This is a genomic window from Neobacillus niacini, from assembly GCF_046591715.1.
Lineage (GTDB): Bacteria > Bacillota > Bacilli > Bacillales > Cytobacillaceae > Neobacillus > Neobacillus niacini_L.
The window spans coordinates 464,397-487,531 of the sequence record NZ_JAWVNQ010000001.1 but is presented as its reverse complement, the minus strand read 5'-3'; the positions used below and the strand labels follow the sequence as shown (position 1 = coordinate 487,531).

Sequence of the window (23,135 nt, the reverse complement as noted above, 5' to 3'; positions counted from 1 at the left end):
CTGTTACACCTTCTTTCTTAAGCTTGCGATAAAGAACCCGTCAGAGCCAAAATCCTGTGGAAGAATTTGCAGCATACCTTCTTTTACCAATGGTTGGACTGGCTCCGGCATTCTATCTTTCAAGGTAACATCGATCTCAAATTCAGGATGCTCCTGTAAAAAAGCAAAAACAGTATTTTCATTTTCTTCCTTATCTACTGTACACGTACTATAGACAAGAATTCCACCTTTTTTGACTAAAGGTGACACAGATTTTAATAAATTTTGCTGAATTATACTTAATTGATTAAGATCCTGTTCTTGTTTGGTATATTTCATGTCTGGTTTTCTTCTCATTACACCTAAACCAGAACACGGGGCATCAAGAAGTATACGATCAAAGTACTCCTTTTCAAAATGCTCTCCTGCATTTCGTGAATCCATCGCGATTGTCCTTATATTGCCCAAACCGAGTCTTTTTGCATTTTCATTAATTAATTTTACTTTGTGTTCGTGCAGATCAAGAGAGATTACTCCCCCAGTAAGTTTCATTGTTTCTGCAATATGAGTGCTTTTTCCGCCTGGAGCTGCACAAGCATCCAAAATCAGTTCATTTTCATTTGGTGCTAATGCATAGGCTGCGAGCATTGAGCTTTCGTCTTGAATGGTAATTTTCCCTTTTTTATATGCACTTGAAAAAGCTAGATTCCCTTTTAAAGCTCTAATGGCTTCAGGAATAATAGGGCTTTTTTCGATTAGAAAGCCTTCTTCATCAAGATCCTCAATACACTCACGAATGGTGGTTTTAGTGAGATTTACTCTTGCTGTTTGGAGAGGTGCTGTTAAGTTGACTTCACACATTTCTCGTGTTCTATCCATACCAAACTGCTCTACCCATCTCCTAACAAGCCATTCTGGATGGCTCGTTTCAATGGATAATCGTTCTACGGGGTCACTTATACCATCCAAAGATGGCAGGCCTTCACGCTGGATACTGCGCAGCACCCCATTTACCATGCCGGCAATTCCTTTGTGGCCCCGCTTTTTGGCAATTTCCACTGCCTCAAATATTGCAGCTCTATCTGGTATCTTGTCTAGATAGACCATTTGGTAAAGAGTAATTCTCAACAGCTGAAGTACCCATTTCTCCAATTTTTTGCTATTTTTAATGAACGGCTTTAAAAAGAAGTCTAATGCCATTTTTCTTTGAAGAGTTCCGTATGTTAACTCCGTCAAGAGCCCAGTATCAAGAGAAGAAATGTTATTTTTTTCAATCGTTGTATTTAGCAGTAAATTACTATAAGATTGGTTCTTTTCAATTGCATCAAGTAAATCCATTGCAGCTTCCCGAACATTTTTCTTTTTATTACTCATTTGATTCTCCTAGTTTCTTGCCAACTGAAATTTTTGATCCTGTACCTCTGAAAAACTCTTCACTTGTCATTTTTGTTTTACCAGCAGGCTGGAGTTCTTTTACCTTAATAGCTGTTTCATTTCCGGTAGAAACCGTCATTCCATCAGGTTCATTCTTTAGGATTGTCCCAGGTACCTCGCTCTTTACCCCTGATACCTTTTCCGTACGCCATATCTTTAATGTCTGACCATCGAGAGTAGTAAACGCAACCGGCCATGGATTTAATCCGCGGACATGATTATAGATCTCTTCCCCTGTTTTAGACCAGTCAATTCTTTCTTGATCCCTTTTTATGTTATAGGCGAATGTCGCTTTTTCATTGTCTTGAGGGACAGGTGTTAATTTTCCTTCTAATAGCTTAGGAAGTGTTTCTGACAGTAATTCTGCCCCGCTTTCACTAAGTTTTATGTGAAGAGAACCAACATTATCATCCTCAGTGATTTCGACTTCAACCTGTGTTAATATATCACCAGCATCTAGTTTCTCAACCATATACATAATCGTGATTCCCGTTGTCTTCTTGCCTTCTATGAGGGCATAATGTATAGGTGCCCCGCCCCGAAGTTCAGGAAGGAGAGAAGCATGGACATTAATACAGCCATGAGCGGGTGCTTCTAAAATATCCTTCGGTAAAATTTGCCCAAAAGCCGCTGTGATAATTAGGTCCGGATTCAAAGCAAGAATTTTTTCCATTTCTTCTTTTTGCCGGATTTTTTCAGGTTGATACACAGGAATACCATGCTTTAACGCTTCAACCTTAACTGGCGGTGGTGTCAGTACCTTTTTCCTGCCAACAGGTCTGTCGGGCTGGGTAACCACAGCAATGACCTCATAACCATCTTCAATAATTCTGCGCAGGACGGGTACCGAAAAATCCGGGGTTCCCATAAACACGATTCTCGTCATTCCATTTCTACTCCTTTTAACTCATCTTCCTCGAGATATCGGCTAACTTTCGTTGTAAATAATATCCCGTCCAAATGATCGATTTCATGAAGGATCGCTCTAGCTAGAAATTCTTCCGCTTCCAGCGTGTACTTTTTTCCTTTGCGATTGTAGGCCTCAATCATCACATAATTTGGCCTAGTAACCTCTCCAAACAAATCTGGAAAACTTAAACATCCTTCTGGTCCATTTTGCTCACCAGCTGTTTTAAGGATTTGAGGATTAATCATCTCAATGGTTCCTAATTCATTATCAATATCCACAATAGCGATACGTTCATCAATCCCAATTTGCGGGGCTGCAAGTCCAACGCCATCGTATTCAATCATTGTGTCGTACATATCATTAAGTAATTTAGCAAGCTTTCTGTCAAAGTTCACGACAGGCCTGCACTTCTTTTCGAGTACCTCTGCAGGGTACATAACAATCTTTCGTATAGCCAATGATGTTCCTCCATCTGTATTGAAGTTGTCCGATTTTTATATCTATTTCAATTATTACTATCATTTTCACCCAAAATACCTGAACATAACCTTTTATATCAACGATATTTGCGTATCTTACATTAAAATATATGGGTTTACATCAATCGAAACTAGTAATCCGGTTTTCGGATCGTTTTGGTACTGATCTAGTATCGTTCTTAGCGTTTTAGTCAGTTCCGGTTCATGTTTATATTTAATAAGACAATGGTAACGATATCGATTATTGATTCTTGGAATCGGTGAAGCAGCCGGTCCAAGAACAACTGCAGTGTTAGAAATGCGTGAACGTACAAAAGCCGCAATCTTTTCTGTTTCCGAAACCACAGTCATTAACTGTTCATGACTAATCGTAATTAAAGCTAAATAATAAAATGGCGGGTAATGATGTGTCTTTCTGAGCACCATTTCCCGATTGTAGAAGAGGTCGTAGTTTTGTGTTCCTGCTAACTCTACACTGTAGTGTTCAGGTGTATAGGTTTGGATAATAACTTCCCCTGGTAATTCATGCCGCCCAGCCCTGCCGCTGACTTGTGTTAATAACTGAAAGGTTTTTTCTGATGAGCGAAAATCTGGTAAATGGAGCATAGTATCTGCTGAGAGAACTCCCACAAGTGTAATGTTCGGAAAATCCAGCCCTTTTGCAATCATTTGTGTTCCTAAAAGAATATCCGCTTTCCCTTCTTGAAACTCCTTTAAAAGCCTCTCATGAGAACCCTTTTTCCCTGTTGTATCTACATCCATACGGATTACCTTTGCCTCGGGAAGGATTTTTCCGAGTTCATCCTCCACCTTTTGTGTTCCCGTCCCAAAGTAACGGATATAATCACTTGAACACTCAGGACATTGATTTGGTACATGACTCTCATATCCACAATAATGGCATTTCATTTGTTCCGTAACTCTGTGGTAAGTTAAGGATATATCACAATTAGGGCAATCCATGACATACCCGCAATCCCTGCACATTACAAAGGAAGAATGACCGCGTTTATTTAAAAATAATACAGACTGCTCTTTCCTTTCTATTCTTTCCTTCAATAGTTCAAAAAGCTTTTTAGAAAACATGGAACGATTCCCTGCCCGCAGCTCCTCACGCATATCAATAATTTCCACTGCAGGAAGTGCCCTCTGATTCATTCGGCTTGGAAGAGTTAACAGCTTGTATACCCCTTTTTGAGCCCTTGCAAATGATTCTAAAGAAGGTGTAGCACTGCCAAGGACTACCGGACATTTATTTTTACTGCCACGTTCAATCGCAACATCTCTCGCATGATAGCGCGGCATTTCTTCCTGTTTATAGCTTGTTTCATGTTCTTCATCAATAATAATGATCCCCAGATTTTCAAATGGAGCAAATATTGCTGATCTAGCACCAACAACCACTTTAACCTCTTTGCGCTGAATTTTCCGCCATTCATCATATTTTTCTCCAGCTGAGAGTCCACTGTGCAAAACAGCAACTAAATTGCCAAAACGACCTTTAAAGCGATTTACCATTTGCGGTGTGAGGGCAATCTCAGGGACAAGAACGATTGCTTCCTTGCCTTTTTCAATAACATCCTGTATGGATTGCAGGTAAATTTCTGTTTTTCCGCTTCCTGTTACCCCATAGAGGAGGAACACTTCATGAACCATCCTTTCAATTGACCCTAATATTGGTCCAATTGCTCCTTCTTGTTCATGCGTTAATGGTAAAGGCTCCGACCTCTCAAAGGTCCGGTTCTCATAGGGATCTCGATAAACTTCCATGTCTTTTTCTATGAGCAGTCCCTTTGCCACAAGTGCTTTTACAATCGCTGATGAGATATTCAAGTCTCTTGACAATATTCTCTGTTCTATTGGTTCAGGGTTCTCTATAAAGTACCTCAATGCTTCTTTTTGCTTTTCAGCTCTTTGAGAAAAACTATTTAATTCAGCTTCTAAGTCTGCAGGTGAACGAAGTGGACTGACATATTTTAATTTCTTTTTATTCAGTTTTCCTTTAACTAGATAAATTACTTCCAAAAGGCCCTTTGCTGCTTCTCTTTGAAGGAGGGGAACAAGGCCCTTCTTCAATGCATCATCCCAATTTATTGCTTCCTCTTTGTTAAAGACCTCGTACAGCAGTTCAGGTAATTCATGAATTGATACACCTTGAGAAAGTTTTACTTTCTTTTCATATTTGGCTTTCAAGGCGGCAGGCAGCATGGCTTGATAGGCATTTATCTTAAAACACAGCGTTGTTTCAGTCAGCCAGCTCCCAAGTTCAAGTAATTCCTTATTTAACACTGGTTCTAAATCCATCGGCTCATGAATTTCACGGAGCTTCTTAAATTCAGATTCTGCTTTTATCTCCGTTACAAATCCTTGAATTTTTCTTGGACCAAATGGGACAATTACTCTCATACCTGGCTGGATTGTTTCTAACCAATCTTCTGGAACTAAATAATCAAATTCCCTATCCGTTTGTTTTGCAGGTACATCAACAATTACACTAGCAACTTTCATTTGGTTCCAGATCCTTTGGCAGCACAGTAATAGCATCAATAATCTTATAGGCAACATCGAGCTTCGACATTATTGGTAACTCGAATTTAGAACCATTTCGCATGAATAAGGTCACAATGTTTGTATCCATACCAAATCCAGCACCTTCAGACTTTACATTATTGGCTACTATCATATCTGCATTTTTAGCCTTTAGTTTTTTTAATGCGTATTCTTCTACATTTTCAGTTTCGGCCGCGAAACCAACTAGTATCTTATTTTTTTTCTTGGTACCAAGCTCAGATAAAATATCCTTTGTTCGAGCTAGTTCAATAACCTTATCACCAGGCTGCTTTTTCATTTTATGATCGAAGGAAACTTTGGGAGTATAATCCGCTACTGCGGCCGTTTTGATGATAATATCAGCAGACTCAAAGTTGCTGATAACTGCCTGGTACATTTCCTCCGCACTCTCCACCTTCACTACATCCACACCCTCGGGAGGGGTTAAATGGACCGGACCAGAAACTAATAGGACTCTTGCGCCTTCGTTCCTCGCTGCCTCTGCAAGAGCATATCCCATTTTTCCTGTAGAATGATTTGTAATGAATCGGACCGGATCAATTTTCTCTCTTGTTGGACCAGCAGTAATTAAGACGGTTTTCCCTTTTAACTTTAAAGAGCTTTTATTTAAAAAATGTTGTTTAATCAATTCGACAATTTTCTCAGGTTCCTCTAGACGGCCCTTTCCTACATAACCGCAAGCTAGATAGCCCTCACTTGGTTCAATAAATTGATAATTGTACGAGGACAATATGGAAATGTTCTTTTTCACTGCCGGATGGTCATACATATGGACATTCATCGCTGGTGCAATCCAAACTGGTGCTGTTGCAGCCAATAAGGTTGTCGTAATCATATTGTCAGCAAAACCATTTGCAAGCTTTCCTATCGTATTAGCCGTTGCAGGTGCTACTAGAATTAAATCTGCCCAGTCAGCTAAATCGATGTGCGCGATCACATTCGGGTTTTTTTCATCAAAGGTGTCGGTATACACTTCGTTACGAGATAGAGCTTGAAAAGTTAAAGGGGAAACAAATTTTGCTGCAGAATCACTAAGAATTACTTTTACTTTTGCTCCTGCTTGGACAAGTTTGCTTGTTAATGCAGCTGCTTTATATACTGCTATTCCGCCGGTTACACATACTAGTATCTTTTTATCCATCCTAATACTATCCCCCACTTCAATTCCACAAATAATCTATTCTTTTATTATGCTAGAATCACATTATATTTTCATCTTTTTCAACTTGTTTCTACAAAAAATGTCTATTTTTGTTAGCCAGTGGTATGTGCTCTCCAAAAAATAAAAAAGGCTGACATTTTGCTGCTGTCAGACCTTCAGAGGTTTGTTACTTGCCTATATTGCTATCTTTACCGTAAACAGCACCTGTTTCTGATTTCTTCGGAACACGATAAGTAAGTTCGCCGCTGTATATCTCTTCAAGTGCTTTTCCTACATGCTTATAAGAAACATATTTAGGTAATCTTTCGTCACGTGTTTGCTGCATGGAACGGGCACGCTTAGCTGCAACGGAAACAAGAGAGTATTTTGAATCTATTTTATTTAGCAATGAATCAATCGAAGGATATAACATTTATTCGACCTCCAGTAATTTTTTATATCGGTGTTCTACACGTTCTCTGCGGCAATGTTCAGCTACAACAATGGCTTTCACACGTTCACATGCCAATTCTACTTGGTCATTTTCCACAACATAATCGTATAATTCCATCATTTCAATTTCTTCTCGGGCAGACAACATGCGGTTGTTAATTAACTCTTCTGTTTCCGTACCTCTAGTGACAATCCGATTCTTTAGTTCAGATAGACTTGGCGGCATTAGGAAGATAAATAAACCCTCTGGGAATTTTTCCCGAACCTGCCTTGCACCCTTTACTTCAATTTCTAGGAATACATCTTTTCCAGCATCTAAGGTCTCACGAACATAATCCACTGGGGTCCCATAATAATTTCCTACAAACTCTGCGTATTCTAATAGTTTCCCTTGTTTAATTAATTCTTCAAATTCATCTCGTGACTTAAAAAAATAATCTACGCCATTTACTTCACCAGGACGTGGAGCGCGTGTGGTCGCAGATATTGAATATTCAAAAGCCGTGTCCGGATGGGAAAATATTTCCTTTCTAACGGTTCCTTTTCCGACACCTGATGGACCAGAAAATACGATAAGCAATCCTTTTTCCTGCATTTTCTATAATCCTACCCTTCATCAATAATTTCATCACGGTCTGCCAATCGATGGGCAACCGTTTCAGGCTGTACTGCTGATAAAATGACATGGTCACTATCCATGACAATTACAGCACGAGTACGTCTTCCATATGTAGCATCTATCAATGAACCCCGATCTCGGGCATCTTGTATAATCCTCTTAATCGGAGCAGATTCAGGGCTTACAATTGAAATTATCCGATTGGCAGATACGATATTTCCAAATCCAATATTAATCAATTTAATCGACATGAAATTCAATCCAATCATCAATAATATATTTTTGCCGTTTGAGTCATTTTCTAAACAGTATTATTCAATATTTTGTACTTGTTCTTTAAGCTTCTCAAGCAGACTTTTTATCTCAACTACTTTTTTAGCAATCGAAGAATCGTTTGCTTTTGACCCGATCGTATTCGCTTCCCTATTCATTTCTTGAACAAGGAAATCAAGCTTTCTTCCAATCGGTTCTAATTCGTTTAGGGTTTGACTAAATTGCTGAATATGACTTTTTAATCTAGTTAATTCTTCATTAATATCAATTTTATCAGCAAATAGTGCCACCTCTGTTAATACCCGTGTTTCATCAAATTGTCCCTGGACAAACTCTTCCATTCGCTTCATTAATCGTTCCTTATAAGCCGAGACAACTTGGGGTGCATAACTTTTAAGTTCATCTATATTGGAATCTAATAATCCTAATGAAGTGAGCAAATCCTTTCTCAGCTCTTCGCCTTCTCGGGCACGCATCTGTCTGCATAAAAGAACAGCTTCTTCTGCAGCTTGGAGTACTAAACTTTCCAACTCTTCATTTCCAGCATCATTTTCTTCAATATGTAAAAATTCATTCCAAGTTAATAAATCCTGAAGTGATACGCTGCCTTCAAGATTAAATTTTTCTCGCGCTTCTTTAATAAACAGGTAGTATTCTTCCAGCAGCTTCCAATCAACTTGGATTTTTCGATTAACTCCACCCTCCCCTTCTATCATTATATAAACTTCAGCTCTGCCACGACGAAGATGCTCATTCAATTTTTTCTTTATCTTATCTTCAATCTTCAATAAGTGCCTTGGCATCCGGATATTCATTTCACTAAAACGATGATTGACTGTTTTTACTTCTACATTCACAGAAAAAGAGGCTGAAGCAATTCTGCTTCTTCCAAAGCCCGTCATACTTATAACCATTAAGTACACTCCAATCAATTGAAGATGAGCGCTAACCTTCTATGTAAAGTTTTATTTTATATCTAGAACTAACAAAAGGTAATAGAGCGGCCTCTACTACCTTTTGGATTATAACACACTTTATTTTGTTTTTCTTAACAAAAATGTTCCGGCTAGTAAAAAAGTTGGAACAGAGGATAGTCCAATAATCAAAAGCCAGTCTTTTGCCAGAATTGGCATGGTATGAAAAATCGGTTGAAATGGCGGGTAATAGATAACAGCAATCATCAGCGCCAGGGAAGAAATAACGGCCCAGACTAGGTATTGATTGCCAAATGGATTTCTAGATAAGACTGATTTTTCGCTACGGCAATCAAACACATGAATGAGCTGTGCCATAACTAGAGTAGCAAAGGCTATTGTTTGTGCATATGGGAGATTTTCAGGATTCTGTTTATAGACAATCATAAAGGCTAAAAGAGTAACGATTCCAATTAGGAATCCCCTTGAAACAACTTTCCAGCCTAATCCCCGGGCAAATACTCCCTCATTTGGACTCCTTGGTTTACGTTTCATCACATCTTCTTCAGGCCTGTCTAGTCCCAGAGCCATTGCCGGCAAACCATCTGTCACTAAATTAACCCAGAGAATTTGAATCGGCACGAGCGGCAGCGGCAATGCCAGGATCATGGCAAACAACATAACCAAAATTTCACCTACATTTGAAGCAAGTAAGTATCGAACGAATTTACGAATGTTTTCATAGATGTTTCGGCCCTCTTCAATCGCAGACTTTATTGTTGCAAAGTTATCATCGAGCAATACAAGAGAAGATGCTTCTTTAGCTACATCTGTACCGGTAATCCCCATTGCAACACCGATATCAGCAGCCTTTATTGCCGGGGCGTCGTTCACACCATCACCCGTCATCGCTACAATATGGCCTCTATTCTGCAGAGCTTTAACTATTTTCAATTTATGCTCCGGTGAAACACGGGCAAATACCGAAACATCATCTACAACATCCTCAAGCTCTTCTACCGACATGTTTGATAATGCATTCCCATCAAGTACCAAACTTTTCTTTGCAAGAATCCCAAGCTGTGCTGCAATAGCTTTAGCTGTGATGATATGATCACCTGTTATCATGACCGTTTTAATTCCGGCTTCCTTACATTCCTTTACCGCATCTCTCACTTCTGGTCTTGGCGGGTCAATCATTCCTTGAACACCAATAAAGGTTAATTTACTCTCTGCTTCTTGTTCACTTAAGATAACTGTATTAGCCGAAATTGGTTTAAAGGCAATCGCAATGGTTCTAAGTGCTTTACTAGCAAGATTATTGATAGCCTCTTGCACCTGGCTTTGAACATTCTGGCCGAGATACTGCGTTTTCCCATCCCAGAGGATAGATTCACTTTTCCCAATAATTACATCTGGGGCCCCTTTTGTTACAATAAAATTCCGGCCTTGCTTATCTTTAACATGCATACTCATCATTTTTCTGGCTGAATCAAATGGAAACTCTTTGATAATCGTAAACTCATTTAATAGATTTGTGCGGTCGAACCCTGCTTTCATTGCACTTACTAGCAATGCCCCCTCAGTAGGATCCCCGTCAAGAATGTAATCATCGTCTTTTATCACTAATTCTGAATGATTGCAAATCATCCCAAATATAAGCATTTGCTGAAGTGCCTTTTCTTCTTTTGGGTGTACCCGCGTATTATCACGATAGAAATCTCCTTGAGGATGATATCCTACCCCATCTACCGTCCATGTATGCCCGCCGCTCCATAAATGGGTAACCGTCATTTTGTTTTGCGTCATTGTCCCCGTTTTATCAGAACAAATAACGGATGCACAGCCAAGTGTTTCTACAGCAGGCAGCTTTCTGACTATGGCATTTTTCTTTATCATTTTTTGGACACCCAGCGACAAGGCAACTGTTACAATAGCCGGTAACCCCTCAGGAATTGCCGCAACTGCTAAAGAAACACCTGCTAAGAACATGGTATAAAGTTCATGTCCCTGTAAAACCCCAATCGCAACCACAAGTACGGTCAATAACAATGCAACAGTTATTAATATTTTTCCGAGCTGTTCTAAGCGGCGCTGCAGGGGTGTTTCTTGTGTCTCGGCATTTTGGAGTAAATCAGCAATTTGTCCCATAGCTGTTTTCATCCCTGTGCCAATTACGACTCCCACACCACTTCCCCTAGTTACCATCGTTCCCATAAAGGCGATGTTTTCCATATCACCAATTCCAGGGTTTACCGTTTTTAAACGATCTATATGCTTAGACACGGGTACCGACTCACCAGTGAGGGCAGACTCTTCAATTTCTAAACTTCTAGATTCGATAATCCTGACATCTGCACCAATTCTATCTCCACTTGAAAATTTAATGATATCTCCCGGAACAATTTCTTTAGAAGGAATCTTCACCCACTGTCCTTCCCGTAATATGGATACCTGAGGTGCGGATAATTCCTTCAGCGCCTGTAATGATTTCTCTGCCCTTCTTTCTTGGTAGAAGCCTAGGATACCGTTAATAATGACGATAGCGATGATTGCTATTGCATCAATATATTCGCCTAGTAATCCAGATAAAAGCGTGGCTGCCAGCAGTACTAGCACCATAAAATCTTTAAACTGACTAAAAAATAAGAGTAAAGCGGATTGCTTTTCTCCTTCCTCCAATTCATTAAGCCCATGTTGGGCTATACGTTTCTTTACAGCTTCCGGTGATAACCCAGACGAAAAGTCGGTATCTAGGACCTTTTCTACTTGATTTATCTCCATCTCATGGAATTTCATCCGACCATCTCACTTCCCCCTTAAATTTCATACACATACTCATAAGAAAGCTTATTCAGCCTCGTCCCAAAAAATGCTATGATAATTTAGAACAGTTAGCATAACTAATGGAACTAGATAAAATGAGACATACTCTAACTTAGTGAGCTATACTAAAGAGAAGAAATAGTTTGAAGTAAAGGATGTTTTCCATGTCATTTGATGGTTTATTTACAAAAGCAATGGTTGATGAACTCTCGCTAACCTTAAAGGGAGGCAGAATTAATAAAGTACATCAGCCTTATAAAAATGAAGTAATTCTCACAATCCGTGCAAATGGAGTGAATCAAAAGTTATTATTTTCTGCACATCCGAGCTATGCCCGAGTACAGCTCACCAATGAAGCATACGAGAATCCCAGCGAACCTCCTATGTTCTGTATGCTTCTAAGAAAGCATATTGAGGGCTATATTTTAGAGGATGTCTATCAGGTTGAAAATGACCGAATGATTATATTTGAGATTAAGGGACGAAATGAAATCGGAGATGTAAGCTACAAGCAGTTAATTATTGAAATAATGGGCAGGCACAGTAATATTATCCTGGTGGATAAAACCCGAAATATCATTCTTGACAGCGTGAAGCATGTTTCGTTTGCAGTCAACAGCCACAGAGCGATTTTACCTGGTCAGCCCTATATTTATCCGCCGGAACAAAATAAACAAAATCCATTTCTAGCTGATGAAGATGATGTATTGAGAAAGATTGATTTTAATAGCGGTAAGCTTGATCGGCAGCTTGTTGAACAATTTGCTGGTATCTCGCCGCTTTTTGCAAAAGAGGTTATTTTCCAATGCGGGATTGCCAACCGTACAACAGTCCCTAAAACGTTTATTCAAATGATAGATAAAATTAAACGTGGAACCATTGAGCCTTCTATCTTATCAACAGGAAATAAGGAAGTGTTTTACCTCTTTCCGCTTGAACATGTAAAAGGCGAAGTAAAAAGCTTTTCAACTTTAAGTGAAATGCTGGACCGCTTTTATTTTGGAAAGGCTGCACGAGATCGTGTAAAACAACAGGGAAATGATATTGAACGGCTAATTATCAATGAAAAAGAAAAGAATGAGAAAAAAATCGAGAAATTAGAGACTACTTTAAAAGAGGCGGAGAAAGCCGAGCAGTTCCAGCGCTTTGGTGAACTTTTAACTGCAAATCTCTATGCTGCCAAAAAAGGGATGAAAGAGATTGTTGTGGTCGATTACTATGATGAAATGGGCGGTACGGCAACCATCACCTTAGACCCTAGGAAAACACCTTCAGAAAATGCACAAAAGTATTTTTCTAGATACCAAAAAGCCAAAAATTCTGTTTCCATCGTCATCGAACAAATTGAAAAGGCACGTGAAGAAGTTACTTATTTTGAAAATTTACTTCAACAGGTGCAATCCGCTTCACCAAAGGATATTCAAGAAATTCGCGAAGAGCTAATTGAAGGCGGGTATATCCGCGATCGTCAAAGACGAAATGCAAAAAAAGTCTCTAATGCAAAGCCTATACTTGACCATTACCTTTCTTCCGATGGCACTGAATTAATTGTCGGAAAAAACAATAAGCAAAATGATTATTTAACGAATAAACTTGCAGCTAGAGATGAAATCTGGCTGCATACGAAAGACATTCCCGGCTCGCATGTTGTTATTCGCAGTAAAGACCCTTCTGAGGCAGCCATTTATGAAGCTGCAATCCTGGCAGCCTATTTCAGCAAGGCCCGAAACTCTAGTAGTGTACCAGTAGATTTTACCAAAGTACGGTATGTGAAAAAGCCTAGTGGCGCAAAGCCTGGGTTTGTCATATATGATAACCAGCAGACTGTCTATGTTACACCCGAAGAGGAGACAGTTCTAAAACTTAAGAAAAAATAAAATGGCCCCGGTTTTTCCGGGGCTTTATTTTTATTTTTATTCGAATGTTTTACTCCAGTCTGAAGGAGCTTTACTCCAGGAAAGTAAACTTTCTTGATCATTTTTAGAAATATAGCCCTTTTCAATCGCTGCTTCCACTAGACTAGGAAAATCTGTTAGTGATTCGCTTTTTATTCCTTCTTGTGCGAAAGCTTCCCTGCCCTTTTCTAAACCATATGTAAAGATTGAAACTACTCCAAGCACTTCACAACCGGCTTCTCTTAATGCTTGAACGGCGGTAATGACACTGCCCCCGGTAGAAATCAAATCTTCTACAACAACAACCTTTTGTCCTCTTTCTACTTTTCCTTCTATCTGGTTTCCTTTGCCGTGACCTTTCGCTTTTGAACGAACATAACACATTGGCAAATTTAACAGTTCACTAACCCACGCAGCGTGCGGTATTCCTGCTGTAGCGGTACCAGCAATGACTTCTGCATCTGAATATTTCTCTAGAATAATTGATTGCATTCCTTTTGCAATCTCTTTTCTTACCTCCGGATAAGAAAGGGTCAGGCGGTTGTCACAATAGATCGGTGAACGTAATCCTGAAGTCCAAGTGAAAGGATCATTTGGCTTTAATGCCACTGCATTAATGGTTAATAATTTATCTGCTATTAATTTTTTCATACTTGAACATTCCTCCATGCTTCCATCCATTTTTCATAACTTTTTACTGGATCATTTGATCTCGTGATTGAACGACCTACTACAATTGAGGTTACACCCGCATTTCTTGCAAATTCAGGGGTGGCTACCCGTTTTTGGTCACCAGTGCAATCTTCTGCCATCCGTATTCCAGGGGTAACAGTGTAGAAATCGGGACCTAACGTTTTTCGAATTGGTACGGCTTCCCAAGCAGAGCATACTACTCCATCCAATCCAGCTTCTTTTGTTAATGAGGAATAATGAAGAACTGATTGTTCAAGTGAACAAGAAATCAGCTGTTCTTTGTTCATTTGTTCTTCGGATGTGCTTGTTAGCTGCGTAACTGCGATACACGCTGGACGCTTCTTTCCTAGTGCAGTCCCTTCCTCTAATCCTTCCATTGCAGCTGACATCATCTCTTTCCCGCCTGCAGCATGTACATTGACCAGGTCACAATCAAGTCTTGCAAGACCCTTCATCGCACTCTTCACTGTATTCGGAATGTCATGAAGCTTTAAATCTAGGAAAATACGATGTCCATTTCCTTTTAAGTATCGAACAATTTCGGGGCCTTCCTGATAAAACAGCTCCATTCCAACTTTTACAAACAGTTCCTTACCTTTAAAGGGCTGTAAAAATTGTTCTACCTCTTTACGATTTGCAAAATCAAGCGCGATGATAAGCGAGTTGTCCATGTTCCTTCCAGCTCCTTCCCCTTAATTCACTGATGTGTTCATAACCTAATTGATCCAATAGTATAGGTAATTCATCAATAATAGCCGGGCATATAAACGGGTCCACAAAATTGGCAGTGCCTACTGCGACAGCACTTGCCCCAGCATAAAAGAATTCAATAACATCTTCACTAGACTCAATACCACCCATCCCAATGATTGGGATTTTTACAGCCTGACTTACCTCATATATCATCCGTATAGCAACAGGTTTAATTGCAGGGCCTGATAGCCCCCCGGTACGGTTAGCTAAAATTGGCTTACCTGTTTTCAAATCCAATCTCATACCCACAAGAGTGTTGATCATGGTCAAACCATCAGCACCGCCGTCCTCAACTGCTTTTGCCATTTCCACGATATTCGTTACGTTTGGTGAAAGCTTTACATAAACTGGTACATCAGAAACTTCCTTTACCTTCCGTGTTAACTGCTTAGCAACTTCAGGAATCGTACCAAAAGCGATACCCCCTGTTTTTACATTTGGACAGGAAATATTCAATTCTAATGCATGAACATTGGAAACTTTAGAGATGCTCTTTGCAACCTCAATATAATCCTCTTCAAGGGAACCTGCAACATTTGCAATAATGGGAACATCATATTGAGATAACCATGGCAGTTCATCACTGACCACTTTTTCTAAACCTGGATTTTGCAGACCAATGGCATTCAGCATTCCGGCAGATGTTTCTGCTACCCGCGGGGTTGGATTGCCAAATCTCGGTTCAACCGTTGTCGCTTTAATCATTATTGCACCAAGCTTACTCAAGTCATAGAATTGGCTGTACTCCCTGCCAAATCCAAAGCAGCCAGATGCAGGCATTATTGGGTTTTTTAGTTTCAAACCAGGCAGCTCTATATTTAAAGTGCTCATATTAGTACCTCCCCTGCACGGAAAACTGGTCCATCGCTGCAAACTTTTTTATAAGAGACTTCAGAAGGATCTTCGCTAATTTTACATACACAGGCAAAGCATGCCCCTATGCCGCAGCCCATACGTTCTTCTAATGATAAAAATAGTTTCTTATGTGCATACTCTTTTTCAATTGCTCTCAGCATCGGTGTTGGCCCGCATGTATATAAACAATCAAATTTTAAATGTTTTATTATATCTGTTACAAAACCTTTACTTCCATATGAACCATCCACAGTCGTAATATAGGTTTCTCCATTGCCCATAAATTCTTCTTCATAAAAGACTGCTGATTGTGTTTGGAAGCCTAGGACATGGATGACCTTTACCCCTTTATTGGACAGCTGATTAGAAAGTTCATATAAAGGAGGGACACCAATTCCTCCCCCAACAAGTAAAGCTGTTTCCCCTGGATTTACTTCATCGACAGGAAAGCCATTGCCTAATGGACCAAGAATATCGAGCTTCATCCCCTGATCTTTTTCAGCAAGCATTGTGGTCCCTTTTCCTTCCCTTCGATAAATCATGGTAAATTGTGAGTTTTCCCTATCAACAGAAGAAATGCTGATTGGTCTTCGTAATAAAGGGTCGATAGACTTATCGACCCGAATATGCACAAACTGCCCCGGTGCTTTTATCTCATTCACGAAATCTGCTTCAACTGTCAGTTGAAAAATATCTTTAGCAATTTCTGTTTGGGAGATGATTCTGCATAATTCTTTTTTTATCATGCAAAAACTGCCTCCTTTTCCTTAACTTCCATCGCTTCTGCTGAAAAATTCATTGACTCTATCACTTTAAGGATCGCATCCGCTGTATCTAATGAAGTTAAGCATGGGACTCCATTTTCAACTGCTTCACGGCGGATTCTAAAACCATCCCGTTCCGGCTGCTTGCCTTTTGTCAGGGTGTTAATGATAAGCTGGGCTTCTCCATGATGAATGACATCGAGAAGTGTTTTGCCTTCTGCGCCAATTTTGGCAATCACCTTAACCGGCAGTCCACTGGATTCAAGTACAGCTGCTGTTCCACTTGTAGCCATAAGCCGATAGCCGTTTGCCGCGAATCTTTTTGCAAGCTTTAATGATTCTTGTTTATCCTTATCAGCAACCGTAAACAATACTGTGCCGAACTTTTGAATACTCATTCCTGATGCTACTAGTCCTTTGTAAAGTGCTTTTTCAAGTGTGCAATCCTTACCCATAACCTCACCGGTTGATTTCATCTCAGGACCCAGGGTGATATCTACACTTCTTAACTTAGCAAATGAGAATACTGGAACTTTTACATAAACACCCTTCTTTTCAGGGACGATTCCAGGTGTAAAGCCTTGTTCCGTTATCGAAATTCCCAAGATTGCTTTTGTTGCAATTTTAGCCATTGGAACATTTGTGATTTTGCTCAAGAATGGAACCGTACGGCTTGAACGTGGATTCACTTCTAGTACGAATACTTGATCCTTAGCAATTACGTATTGAATATTTAACAGACCTACGATATTTAATCCTCTTGCCATCTTTTCTGTGTATTCAACCAGCGTTTGTTTAATTCTATTTGTTAGTGTCTGCGGCGGATACACTGCAATTGAATCCCCGGAATGGACCCCTGCTCGTTCTATATGCTCCATAATGCCGGGAATTAATACATTTTCTCCATCACAAATGGCATCCACTTCTATTTCTTTACCTGTTAAGTAGCGGTCAATTAAGACAGGATGTTCCGGGTTGATTTTAACGGCATTTTCCATATAATGAAGCAGTTCTTCTTGTCGATATACAATTTCCATGGCACGCCCGCCAAGAACGTAAGAAGGACGAACAAGAACTGGATAGCCGATTTCATTAGCGATTATGATGGCTTCTTCCACTGATAAAGCTGTTTTTCCCATCGGCATCGGAATATCGAGCTCTACAAGGGCCTGTTCAAATTTATCTCTATTCTCTGCACGATCTAAATCCTCAAGGCTGGTTCCTAGAATTTTCACGCCATTATCCGCTAATTCTGCCGCTAGATTAATAGCCGTTTGCCCCCCGAATTGAACTACCACACCGATTGGACTCTCTAAATCAATAATACTCATTACATCCTCAATGGTTAACGGCTCAAAGTAAAGCTTATCAGAGATACTGAAATCCGTTGACACTGTTTCTGGATTATTATTAATAATAATTGCTTCATAGCCTGCTTCTTTGATGGCTTTAACAGAGTGGACAGTCGCATAATCAAACTCAATCCCCTGCCCTATGCGGATGGGTCCAGAACCTAGAACAATGACACTTTGTCTTTCTGTTACAATGGATTCGTTTTCGTCCTCATATGTTCCGTAGTAGTAAGGAGTTTCTGATTCAAATTCAGCTGCGCAAGTATCGACCATTTTATATACCGGAACCATACCTAAACTTTTGCGCAGTTTATAAATATCCTTTTCCTTTTGGCCCCAAAGCTCAGCAATCTTTTTATCTGAGAATCCTTTTTGTTTGGCTTCCTTAAGGATTTCCATATCCATTGGATTCGCCGCAAGCTTTGATTCAAACTCGATGATTCCGTGAAGTTTGTGTAAGAAAAATAGGTCTATTTGACTCCATTGATGAATGGTCTCTACTGTAATACCGCGTTTGAATGCTTCTGCGATATAAAAGAGCCTCTCATCTCCGGCTTTCATAATTCGTTTCTCAAGTAATTCATTACTGATTTCTGCTGATCCATTTAATTCGAAATGATGGACACCGGCTTCTAGAGAACGGATTGCTTTTAATAAGGATTCCTCAAATGTGCGTCCAATCGCCATAACCTCGCCCGTTGCTTTCATTTGTGTTCCAAGGGAACGGTTCCCTGATTCAAATTTATCAAATGGCCATCTTGGTATTTTTGTTACGATATAATCAAGAGCAGGTTCAAAGCTCGCATACGTTTTTCCTGTTACTGGGTTAAGCATTTCATCTAACGTTAAACCAACAGCAATCTTTGCTGCCAGCTTGGCAATTGGGTAACCTGTTGCTTTTGATGCAAGGGCCGAAGAGCGGCTTACCCTTGGATTTACTTCAATAATATAGTAGTTAAAGCTATAGGGATCTAAAGCAAGTTGGACATTACACCCGCCTTCTATACCTAACGCACGAATGATTCTAAGAGAAACATTTCTTAATAACTGATATTCTCTGTCACTTAAGGTTTGACTTGGTGCAACAACAATCGAATCACCTGTGTGAACCCCTACAGGGTCAATATTCTCCATGTTACATACCACAATGGCGTTGTCATTTCCATCACGCATTACCTCGTATTCAATTTCTTTAAAACCAGCAATACTTTTCTCGAGTAAGCATTGATTAACAGGACTATGCTTTAAGCCGCTTGTCACGATTTCGTCTAATTCTTCTGAGTTATGACAAATGCCTCCGCCAGTTCCTCCAAGCGTATAAGCAGGACGTACGATGACAGGGAATCCTATTTTTTCCACAAATGCATGTGCTTCTTTCAGTTCATGAATAATTTCACTTTCTGGCACAGGTTCACTTAGTTCATTCATTAAGGAGCGGAATAGGTCACGGTCTTCTGCTTGTTTGATAGCTGATAACTTCGTCCCTAAGATTTCCACTTCACATTCTTCCAAAACACCTGATTTAGATAACTCAACTGCAAGATTGAGACCAGTTTGACCGCCAAGAGTGGCTAAAAGCGCATCGGGACGTTCCTTGCGAATAATCCTGCTTACAAATTCCTCAGTCAACGGTTCAATATAGACAGCATCTGCAATCTCTGTGTCCGTCATAATAGTGGCGGGATTGGAATTTACAAGAATAACTCGATATCCTTCTTCTTTCAGAGCGATACAAGCCTGGGTTCCAGCATAATCAAATTCCGCTGCCTGCCCAATTACAATAGGTCCTGAACCTATTACTAGAATGGAGTTTATATCAGTACGTTTTGGCATGTTGTAGAAACCTCCTGTTTTTCAGCTTCAATCATTGCAAGAAACTGATCGAATAAATGGTTTGCGTCTTCCGGTCCTGGTGAAGCTTCTGGATGGTATTGAGCAGTAAAGGCTGGATAATCGATATGTTTTAAACCCTCTACCGTACCATCATTAAGAGCAATATGAGTAACTTGTAGTCTAGTATTTTGTAATGATTTCTCTTCTACTGTATATCCATGATTTTGCGCTGTGATCGCGATTTTCCCAGTTGCTAAATCTTTAACAGGGTGGTTAGAACCTCTATGACCGAATTTCATTTTGTCTGTATTGGCACCACATGCCAATGCAAATAACTGATGTCCAAGGCAGATACCGAATATTGGTACCAATCCCAATAACTGCTTAATCATATGGATCGCTTCTGGGACATCTTTTGGATCCCCAGGACCGTTGGATAACATTATCCCGTCAGGCCGTAATTGAAGGATTTCATCCGCGGTTGTATGGTATGGAACGACAACAACATCACAATTTCGTTTGTTTAATTCTCGTAAAATACCATGCTTCATTCCGAAGTCAACAAGGACGATTCTCTTCCCTCTGCCTGGGCTTGGGTAAGAATTTTTTGTAGATACTCTTCTCACTTGGTCAATCGGTAATTTTGTCTGCCTTAACTTCCTTATCACTTCATCTGGATCACTTTCAATACTGCAGATTGCCCCTTTTAATGTTCCATATTGGCGAATAATTCTTGTTAATTTACGTGTATCAATTCCTGCAATTCCAGGAATATTTTTCATTTTAAAATACTCGTCAAGCGTAAATTCACTTCTCCAATTCGATGGAAATTCGGCAGCTTCCTTAACTATAAAACCTTTCACTGCGGGAGTAATTGTTTCAAAATCATCCCGGTTGATTCCGTAGTTTCCAATCAGTGGATACGTCAGCATAACAATTTGCCCGCAATAGGATGGATCGGAAAGTATTTCTTGGTAGCCAGTCATTCCTGTATTAAAAACAACTTCCCCGATGGTATCCATATGACTACCAAATCCTTCACCGATAAAAATCGTTCCATCTTCTAAAATTAACTGTGCCTTCATACTGTTACACGTCCCTTCTCCCATACTACCTCACCGCTTGCAATTGTCATATGCGGCCAGCCTTTACAAGCCCATCCCGCAAATGGTGTGTTTTTCCCTTTAGATAGAAATTCTTTCGGATTAATTGCTTGTTCCTCACTCAGATCCAACAGGACGATGTCTGCAATAGCTCCTTCTTCAATGGTTCCGTAAGGCAGTGAAAAACTATCAGCTGGTTTCTTCGTCAGGTATCCAATTAGTTGTTCAAGTGTCATGATGTTCTTTAGAACAAAGTGTGTATAAAGCAGTGGAAATGCAGTTTCTAATCCGACAATCCCAAATGGAGCAAGTTCAATTCCCTCATTTTTTTCTTCACTAGTATGCGGTGCATGATCGGTCGCAATAAAATCAATGGTGCCGTCTAGTAATCCCTCAAGTAATGCGTCGCGATCAGCCTTATCACGAAGCGGTGGATTCATTTTAAAGTTCGGATCCAGATTATCCGGAATATCGTCTTGAGTTAATAATAAATGGTGTGGCGTGACTTCTGCAGTGACTTTAATCCCCGCTCTTTTTGCATCTCTTATGACACGAACCGATTCTTTTGTACTAACATGACAAACATGATAATGACACCCAGCACTTTCTGCTAAGAGGACATCCCTAGCGATCTGAACAGACTCACAAACCGAAGGAATACCGTTTAAATCGTTTCTCTTTGAAAAGGAACCTTCATGGACGCATCCTTTATTAATCAGTGTATTTTCTTCACAATGTGCAACAATTGCCATATTTACACTTGCTGCTTTTTGCATTGCCAAAAGCATCTTACTCGCATCTTGAACCCCTACACCGTCATCGGTAAAGGCAAAGGCTCCTGCATTTTTTAACGCCTCAAAGTCTGTCAATTCCTTTCCTATTTGCCTCACTGTGATAGAAGCATACGGAAGGACTCTTACCTTGGCTGTTTCCTTTATTCTTCCTTGCAGCCATTCCATTTGTTCTTTCGAATCTGGGACTGGTCTAGTATTTGGCATTGCAGCTAATGTTGTAAAACCGCCTCTTGCGGCAGCGAGTGTTCCTGTAGCAATTGTTTCTTTTTTCTCACCGCCAGGTTCGCGAAGATGGACATGCAGGTCAACGAATCCCGGTGAAACAATCATCCCCTCTGCATTAACTTTCCGGTCTGCACTCACTTCAAGCTGTTTTTCTATTTTTGTAATAATACCATCTTCTATTAATATATCGGCCTGTTTATTTTCACCGTTAGATGCTATGTAGCTGGCGTTCTGAATAAGTAGTTTCATCCTCATACACTCCTTTTAGACTTTCTAATGACCGTTTTAGGACAGCCATTCTTACAAACACACCATTTTCCATTTGCTTAAAGATTCTTGATCGTTTGCATTCTACTAAGCTATCTGATATTTCAACATTTCGATTAACTGGTGCGGGATGCATAATAATACTGCCCTGCTTCATACTCTTTTCTCTCTCTAAAGTGAGCCCAAATTGTCTATGATAGTCCGCTGCTGTATAGCTGCCCTTCTTTTGGTGTCTTTCATGCTGAACACGAAGGAGCATCACCACATCTGCATCGGCTATTGCTTCATCAATCGGTGTAAACCTTGCAGCACTTAGACTATGATGATCAAACCATTCCATAGGTCCAGAGAAGATAACATCCGCTCCTAACCTTGTCAGGGTATCTGCATTAGACCTTGCTACTCTGCTATGCCGGATATCCCCAATTATGGCAATCTTCAAACCTTTAAAAGTTCCAAACTCCTGATAGATGGTTAGAAGATCTAAAAGAGATTGTGTAGGATGATGTCCACACCCATCGCCTCCATTAATAATGGGGATATTTATTTTTCCAACAAGCTCATCAAAGTAACGATCTTGCCCATGGCGGATGACAACCGTATTCACGCCAATGGATTCTAGTGTCTTTACTGTATCGTACAGTGTCTCTCCTTTTTGTACACTTGAAGTTGAGACTTCAAAGGGAATGATGTTTAATCCTAATCTTCTTTCTGCCATCTCAAAACTTGATTTCGTTCTTGTACTTGCTTCAAAAAATAAGTTAGCAGAGAACATTTGAACTTCTGGACGCCATTTCATTCCGTCCGCAAAACGCTGGGCATCTGTGATAATTTGCTTTATTTCTTCCACTTTTAACTCATTCGTGGTTAGCAAATGCTTTAACATGCTATTCCCCCATCTCCATTTTTGGTAAAAAAAGACCCTGATCAAATCGACCAGGGTGCAATTGCAGCTTACTAAGTCCGCATTATGAATGTGATGGCACATTTCAATGGACTTCG

Annotated in this window: 19 protein-coding genes; 1 reads left to right on the top strand and 18 read right to left on the bottom strand. The window is 39.9% G+C overall.

Annotated elements, in window-relative coordinates; genetic code table 11:
• Positions 1-3 precede the first annotated feature (3 nt).
• The 10 genes from rsmB to SFC47_RS02505 all read right to left on the bottom strand — a co-directional run bounded on the left by rsmB (position 4) and on the right by SFC47_RS02505 (position 11,572).
• Positions 4-1,353 carry a 16S rRNA (cytosine(967)-C(5))-methyltransferase RsmB gene (rsmB, locus tag SFC47_RS02550; RefSeq protein ID WP_411252692.1) on the bottom strand — a complete coding sequence of 450 codons (1,350 nt, stop codon included), beginning with the start codon at positions 1,351-1,353 and terminating at the stop codon, positions 4-6.
• Positions 1,346-2,299: a methionyl-tRNA formyltransferase gene (gene fmt, locus SFC47_RS02545; protein WP_411252691.1), complete on the bottom strand. Its 954-nt coding sequence runs from the start codon at positions 2,297-2,299 to the stop codon at positions 1,346-1,348. Before fmt ends, rsmB begins: the two co-directional genes overlap by 8 nt.
• The gene (def, locus tag SFC47_RS02540) at positions 2,296-2,781 is read right to left on the bottom strand and encodes a peptide deformylase (RefSeq protein WP_411252690.1); all 486 of its coding nucleotides are present in this window, start codon (positions 2,779-2,781) and stop codon (positions 2,296-2,298) included. The genes fmt and def overlap by 4 nt, the downstream gene beginning before the upstream one ends.
• 117 nt (positions 2,782-2,898) lie before the next feature.
• Positions 2,899-5,310: a primosomal protein N' gene (gene priA, locus SFC47_RS02535; RefSeq protein WP_411252689.1), complete on the bottom strand. Its 2,412-nt coding sequence runs from the start codon at positions 5,308-5,310 to the stop codon at positions 2,899-2,901.
• Positions 5,297-6,514, bottom strand: a complete 1,218-nt coding sequence (coaBC, locus tag SFC47_RS02530) for a bifunctional phosphopantothenoylcysteine decarboxylase/phosphopantothenate--cysteine ligase CoaBC (protein WP_411252688.1) — start codon at positions 6,512-6,514, stop codon at positions 5,297-5,299. The genes priA and coaBC overlap by 14 nt, the downstream gene beginning before the upstream one ends.
• Before the next feature lie 187 nt (positions 6,515-6,701).
• Entirely contained in the window at positions 6,702-6,947 is a 246-nt protein-coding gene (gene rpoZ, locus SFC47_RS02525) for a DNA-directed RNA polymerase subunit omega (protein ID WP_411252687.1), read from the bottom strand.
• A complete protein-coding gene (gmk, locus tag SFC47_RS02520; protein WP_221820104.1) occupies positions 6,948-7,562 on the bottom strand; it encodes a guanylate kinase in 615 nt (204 codons plus the stop codon). It lies immediately after the preceding gene.
• An 11-nt stretch (positions 7,563-7,573) separates the two neighbouring features.
• Positions 7,574-7,837: an extracellular matrix/biofilm regulator RemA gene (gene remA / locus SFC47_RS02515; protein WP_095247706.1), complete on the bottom strand. Its 264-nt coding sequence runs from the start codon at positions 7,835-7,837 to the stop codon at positions 7,574-7,576.
• A 60-nt stretch (positions 7,838-7,897) separates the two neighbouring features.
• The gene (locus SFC47_RS02510) at positions 7,898-8,773 is read right to left on the bottom strand and encodes a YicC/YloC family endoribonuclease (RefSeq protein ID WP_411252686.1); all 876 of its coding nucleotides are present in this window, start codon (positions 8,771-8,773) and stop codon (positions 7,898-7,900) included.
• Between the two features lie 120 nt (positions 8,774-8,893).
• Positions 8,894-11,572 carry a calcium-translocating P-type ATPase, SERCA-type gene (locus SFC47_RS02505; protein WP_411252685.1) on the bottom strand — a complete coding sequence of 893 codons (2,679 nt, stop codon included), beginning with the start codon at positions 11,570-11,572 and terminating at the stop codon, positions 8,894-8,896.
• Between the two features lie 191 nt (positions 11,573-11,763).
• Here SFC47_RS02505 and SFC47_RS02500 point away from each other — a divergent pair, with 191 nt between their 5' ends.
• Entirely contained in the window at positions 11,764-13,476 is a 1,713-nt protein-coding gene (locus SFC47_RS02500; RefSeq protein ID WP_411252684.1) for an Rqc2 family fibronectin-binding protein, read from the top strand.
• 36 nt (positions 13,477-13,512) lie between these two features.
• Here the strand turns inward: SFC47_RS02500 and pyrE are convergent, their stop codons facing one another.
• Genes pyrE through SFC47_RS02460 form a run of 8 tightly spaced genes read right to left on the bottom strand, consistent with a single transcriptional unit; the run spans position 13,513 to position 23,019 of the window.
• Entirely contained in the window at positions 13,513-14,145 is a 633-nt protein-coding gene (gene pyrE, locus SFC47_RS02495) for an orotate phosphoribosyltransferase (RefSeq protein WP_411252683.1), read from the bottom strand.
• Positions 14,142-14,858 (bottom strand): orotidine-5'-phosphate decarboxylase, encoded by a 717-nt coding sequence (gene pyrF / locus SFC47_RS02490; RefSeq protein WP_411252682.1) that lies wholly within the window; start codon positions 14,856-14,858, stop codon positions 14,142-14,144. The genes pyrE and pyrF overlap by 4 nt, the downstream gene beginning before the upstream one ends.
• Positions 14,830-15,771, bottom strand: coding sequence for a dihydroorotate dehydrogenase (locus SFC47_RS02485; RefSeq protein ID WP_411252681.1), 942 nt, complete (start codon positions 15,769-15,771; stop codon positions 14,830-14,832). The genes pyrF and SFC47_RS02485 overlap by 29 nt, the downstream gene beginning before the upstream one ends.
• Positions 15,768-16,541 carry a dihydroorotate dehydrogenase electron transfer subunit gene (locus SFC47_RS02480; protein WP_411252680.1) on the bottom strand — a complete coding sequence of 258 codons (774 nt, stop codon included), beginning with the start codon at positions 16,539-16,541 and terminating at the stop codon, positions 15,768-15,770. The genes SFC47_RS02485 and SFC47_RS02480 overlap by 4 nt, the downstream gene beginning before the upstream one ends.
• Positions 16,538-19,744, bottom strand: a complete 3,207-nt coding sequence (gene carB, locus SFC47_RS02475) for a carbamoyl-phosphate synthase large subunit (RefSeq protein WP_411252679.1) — start codon at positions 19,742-19,744, stop codon at positions 16,538-16,540. The genes SFC47_RS02480 and carB overlap by 4 nt, the downstream gene beginning before the upstream one ends.
• On the bottom strand, positions 19,723-20,829 hold the full coding sequence (locus SFC47_RS02470) for a carbamoyl phosphate synthase small subunit (RefSeq protein WP_411252678.1): 1,107 nt from the start codon (positions 20,827-20,829) through the stop codon (positions 19,723-19,725). The genes carB and SFC47_RS02470 overlap by 22 nt, the downstream gene beginning before the upstream one ends.
• Positions 20,826-22,115 (bottom strand): dihydroorotase, encoded by a 1,290-nt coding sequence (locus SFC47_RS02465; protein WP_411252677.1) that lies wholly within the window; start codon positions 22,113-22,115, stop codon positions 20,826-20,828. The genes SFC47_RS02470 and SFC47_RS02465 overlap by 4 nt, the downstream gene beginning before the upstream one ends.
• Positions 22,075-23,019, bottom strand: coding sequence for an aspartate carbamoyltransferase catalytic subunit (locus SFC47_RS02460; protein ID WP_411252676.1), 945 nt, complete (start codon positions 23,017-23,019; stop codon positions 22,075-22,077). The genes SFC47_RS02465 and SFC47_RS02460 overlap by 41 nt, the downstream gene beginning before the upstream one ends.
• Between the last annotated feature and the right edge of the window lie 116 nt (positions 23,020-23,135).